The organism is Streptomyces sp. WM4235, from assembly GCF_001279725.1.
Lineage (GTDB): Bacteria > Actinomycetota > Actinomycetes > Streptomycetales > Streptomycetaceae > Streptomyces.
In genome coordinates this window covers 1-4,392 of record NZ_LGDE01000109.1, presented here as the reverse complement: position 1 = coordinate 4,392, position 4,392 = coordinate 1, and the positions used below count along the sequence as shown (strand labels likewise).

The 4,392-nt window shown below is 72.3% G+C and carries 5 protein-coding genes; 2 read left to right on the top strand and 3 right to left on the bottom strand.

Features of this window, described 5'->3' with window-relative positions; all coding sequences use genetic code 11:
- Positions 1-45: 45 nt before the first annotated feature.
- Positions 46-249 (bottom strand): hypothetical protein, encoded by a 204-nt coding sequence (locus tag ADK55_RS10665; RefSeq protein WP_053677375.1) that lies wholly within the window; start codon positions 247-249, stop codon positions 46-48.
- Positions 250-408: 159 nt separating this feature from the next.
- On the opposite strand from ADK55_RS10665, the gene ADK55_RS10660 reads away from it, so the two are divergent.
- A complete protein-coding gene (locus tag ADK55_RS10660) occupies positions 409-1,035 on the top strand; it encodes a histidine phosphatase family protein (protein WP_053677373.1) in 627 nt (208 codons plus the stop codon).
- A gap of 13 nt (positions 1,036-1,048) precedes the next feature.
- Entirely contained in the window at positions 1,049-2,023 is a 975-nt protein-coding gene (locus ADK55_RS10655; RefSeq protein ID WP_420713616.1) for an endonuclease/exonuclease/phosphatase family protein, read from the top strand.
- Positions 2,024-2,247: 224 nt separating this feature from the next.
- On the opposite strand, the gene ADK55_RS39695 is transcribed toward ADK55_RS10655, so the two are convergent.
- Together ADK55_RS39695 and ADK55_RS10645 are read right to left on the bottom strand one after the other, a co-directional pair.
- Entirely contained in the window at positions 2,248-2,928 is a 681-nt protein-coding gene (locus ADK55_RS39695; protein ID WP_234349992.1) for a signal protein, read from the bottom strand.
- 83 nt (positions 2,929-3,011) lie between these two features.
- Positions 3,012-4,085, bottom strand: a complete 1,074-nt coding sequence (locus ADK55_RS10645) for a serine hydrolase domain-containing protein (RefSeq protein ID WP_053677377.1) — start codon at positions 4,083-4,085, stop codon at positions 3,012-3,014.
- Positions 4,086-4,392: the final 307 nt, after the last annotated feature.

The window sequence follows — 4,392 nt, the reverse complement described above, 5'->3', positions numbered from 1 at the left end:
CGTCTGTCGTGGGGTGCACCGCCGAGGTGTTCGTGCTCGGGCGCGTCAGCGTCTGCGGCCCCATCCCGACCGGCGACCGGTGCCGCCGCCCGTGCGGGCGCTCGAACCGACGCCCCCGAAGTGCAGGGCCAGTACCGCCAGTCCCAGCAGCATGATGTTGACGGATGACAGGACGTCATTCGTGTCGATACCCGCCGCGTTGATGACGAACGCGATGAAGAACAGTACCGCCGCAGCGATGGCCAGCATGGGGACCTCCCTCTCGAACAACCGTGCCGACCGTGTGCCCCGCTTCCCCCGGCACACACCGCCCGGCCGGCCGGGAGATCAGGGGCGGGGTGGAACCGCGGTGGTGTGACGCGGCGTCCTCCACCCATCCGGAAGATCATGAACATGAGGACCTCGCCCATGACCGCGACCACCGCCGCCCGCTACCTCTACCTCGCCCGACACGGTGAGGCGTCGCCGGACGAGAGCGAGTTGACGGACACCGGCCGCATGCAGGCCGCGTTGCTGGGTGAACGGCTCGCGGGCGCCCCGCTCTCCGTCGTCCATCACGGCCCGCTGCCGAGGGCGGCGCGGACCGCGGCCCTGATCGGCGAGCGGCTCGACGGAGTCCCCGTACGGGAGTCGGACCTCGCCGGGGACTACGTCCCGTACCTGCCGCGGCGCGAGGAACTGCCGGCGGACACGGCCGACGCGATGTTGGAGCGGCTGGCGGCCTTCCCCGCCGAGGAGCGGGAGGGGGGTCCGGAGCGGGCCCGGGCGGCGCTCGCGCGGTTCGCCTGCCCGGTGGCGGGTGACGAGCCCCGTCACGAGTTGGTCGTCACCCACGCCTTCCTCGTCGGCTGGCTCGTACGGGCCGCCCTGGACGCGCCGAAGTGGCGGTGGATGGGACTGGGCCCCGCCCATGCCGCGCTGACGGTGATCCGGTACGCGCCGGACCGACCGGCGTCCGTGCTGCTGTACAACGACACGGGGCATCTACCGGCGCGGGCACGGTGGACGGGCTTCCCCGCCGAGCTGCGGATCTGAGGGGCGGCGGAAGGTGGACCGCCCGCGCATCGAGGCGTCGCGTCTGGTCGGCACGTCACCGGTGCTCACCGTGTCGGCGGTACTGCTCGCCGCCCTGTTGGCGCTGCACGGCCTGGTGCCCGACCTGCCGGGGCGGCCGGGGAGTCTGCTGGAGACGTTCCTGCCGTGGCTCGGGGTGTCGGTCCCACTGCTTGCGGGGGCCGCGGTGCTGCGCCGGTCGGCCGTCGCCTCGTTCGCGGCGTTGTTGCCGGTCGCGGCCTGGCTCGCGCTGTTCGGCGCTCTGCCGCTGCCCGGCGCGGACGGCGACGACTCGACGCCCGCCACGGGGGCCGGCCGTGCTCTCGTGGCCGTGCAGCACAACGTCGCCGACGACAACCCGGACCCGGCGGGCACGGCGAGAACGCTGGCCGCGGCGGGCGCGGACCTGATCGCCATGGAGGAGCTGACACCGGCCGCGCTGCCCTCCTACCAGGCGGTCCTGGCCGCCGGGTATCCGCACCACACCGTCCACGGCACGGTCGGGCTCTGGTCGAGGTACCCGCTGGTGGACGCGCGGCCCGTGGACATCAGGCCCACGGGGGTGGGGCCGGAGTGGAACCGCGGGCTGCGGGCGACGGCCAGGACCCCGGGTGGGGACGTCGCCGTGTACGTGGCCCACCTGCCGTCCCTACGGATCGGCGCCCACGGCTTCGGTTCGGCGCGGCGCGACGAGAGCGCGGTGCGACTCGGTGCGGCGGTCGCGGCCGAGCCGTCGCGGCGGGTGCTGCTGCTCGGGGACCTGAACGGCACGGTGGACGACCGGGGGTTGGCCCCGCTCACCTCGCGGCTGACGGCGCCGGGTTCGGGTTTCGCGTTCAGTTGGCCAGCGCGCTTCCCGCTGGCCCGGATCGACCAGGTCCTGGCCCGGTCGGCGACCGTCACCCGGGTCTGGTCGCTGCCCCGGACCGGCAGCGACCACCTGCCCGTCGCCGTGCGCGTCACGCTGTGAACCCGGCGGCCGGACAGCGCCACAGCCCTGCGCCCCGGCAGCCCCGCCTGAGGTGCGGCGGCGAAGGCCGGCGCGGCCGGGGCTCCCGGGCGGGCCCGGCACGGCGGGGGCTCCACGCAGGCCGGGCTCCACGCGGGCCGGGCTTCACGCGGCGGGGCGATGAGACGGACCCGGTGGCACGCTTCGGAGGTGGCGTGCCGCCGGGTCTCTTCGCGTGAGCTTCCTCAGCCGGCCGAGACCTGAAGCTTGTAGTCCACGGATACGGAGAAGGATCCCGATGACCCCCTGATGCCCAGGGTGTGGCTGCCGGGTGCCGGCGGATCCAGTTGCACCCACAGGCCGCAGGCCTGGGTTCGAAAGCGCCCCCCGTCCTGGGTGACTGGATTGCCGTCCACGGCACTGATCTGCACGGCCGTCGCTTCGTGTCGCCGGGGTTCCAGGGCTCGGCCGTCGAGGACGGCGCTTCCCCGCGCCGAGGCCATGAACTCGTCGCAGTCGCCTGCTTCACCGAAGCTGTTCACCAGGGGGAAGGCCACCGGCACCCCTGCGGGCACGGTGCAGGTGCGTGTCACGGCTCCGCCGAAGGTGCCGGCCAGGAACCAGATGCCGCCTGACTGCCCCTTGGCGCACAGGTGGCCGTCCTGATCCGAGACGGGGTTCGAGTCACTGGTGCTCGAAGCCGCCCAGGTCCACCAGCGGCCCTGTAGATCGGCGGCGCTGAGCTTGGCCCGCGCGCTTGGAGAGCCCGCTGCGGGCAGTGCGGACGCGGTCACCGCGCCGGCCGGGGAGTCACTTGTGTCCGTGGAACCACCGGTGCTCGTGGAAGGCGGGGCTGAAGTGGTGGAGCACGCGCTGACCAGAACCGATGCGCCGATCAACAAGGCCATGGATCTTCCGAGATGCATGAGCGAAGCGTACGAGGCCGGGCCCCCGTCGCTCGCGGGAGGGCGGGCGCCTGCGCGAGGCCCGCGAGGGAGCCGGGCCCCGTCTACCGAGCGGGGTCCGCCGGCTTCGCCTCGCCGGCGCCGAACACCTCCTTGACCAGCCTTTGCGTCGCCTGGTGGAACGCCGTTGCCATGGACAGCGCGGCGTCGTCGACGTAGTTCAGCGCGGCGGTCAGGGTCCTGCTGCCGTCGGGCGTGCTGTACATGAGTGCCGCGTGGCCCGCCATGCCGCCGTTGTGCGTGATGACGATGCCGCCGCCTTCGCCCGTGTCCTGGACGAACACCCCCAGGCCGTAGCCGACCTTGGGATGCGGCGCGCACATCTCGGCCAGCAGCGGGGCCGGCAGGAGCTTGCCTCCCACGAGTGCGGAGATGAAGGTGTGCAGGTCCCGGGTGGTCGAGATCATGTCTCCGCCGGTGGAGATCCAGGAGGGGTTCTGGCGGGTGACGTCGACCGTCTCCTGCCGGCCGGCGTCCTCGTAGCGGTAGTAGGCGTGGGTGTGCGGCTCGGGGATCTCCGGGTCGGTTTCCGGCAGCACGGTCCCCGACAGTCCGAGCGGCGCCAGGATCAGGCGCCGCATCTCCTCGGCGAGCGAGCGGCCGGTGACCTTCTCGATCAGCAGCCTGGCCAGCACGTAGTTGGTGTTGGCGTAGCTCCAGTCCGTCCCCGGCTCGAAGCGCGCCGGCTTGGACAGGGCCAACCGGACCAGCTCTTCAGGACGGTAGGTCTTGAACCGGTTGTCCACCCACTCCCGGCCCGCGTTCGTGGCGGGGATCCCGGCCACGAACGTCCCGTCGTCGTAGTACTCGCCGGTGAAGTTGAAGACCCCGCTGGTGTGTTGCAGCAGCATCCGCACCGTGATCCTGCGGTCCAGTCCGAACTCGGGCAGGTACTCGTCCGCCGGGGTGTCCAGCCCGATCCTGCCCTCGGCCACCAGTTGCAGCACCAGGGTCGCGGTGAAGGTCTTGGTGTTGCTGCCGATCCGAACGTGCCCGTCCGTCGGTGGCTTCGCGCTCTCGCCGAGCTTGCGCACCCCGGCGCTGCCGACCCACTCGCCCCGCTCGTCGTGCACGCGCATCGTCACACCGGTGAAGCCGGACTCGACCATCTCCTCCATGATCCGGCTCAACTCGGCTCGGTCCGGGAGGACTTGGTGTTCCTGCTGGTCCTGGTGGGCTTGGTGGTCCTGGCCGGTGGGGGTGAGGGACATGATGGTGTGCTCCTTGCTCGTTGTGGACTGTCTCGGTTGCCGACGGGAGGGCGGGATCGCCGGGTGTGGCGGGGTGGCCCGCTTACACGCTGCGGGCGGTGATGTCGCCGTAGGCGGTGGTCGCGTGGATGCTCAGGCCGGCGGTGGCGCCTTCGTTGTTCTGAAGTGCGTTGTGGATCCGGCCGTGGCCGGTGCCGGCGTCCAGGGAGGCGGA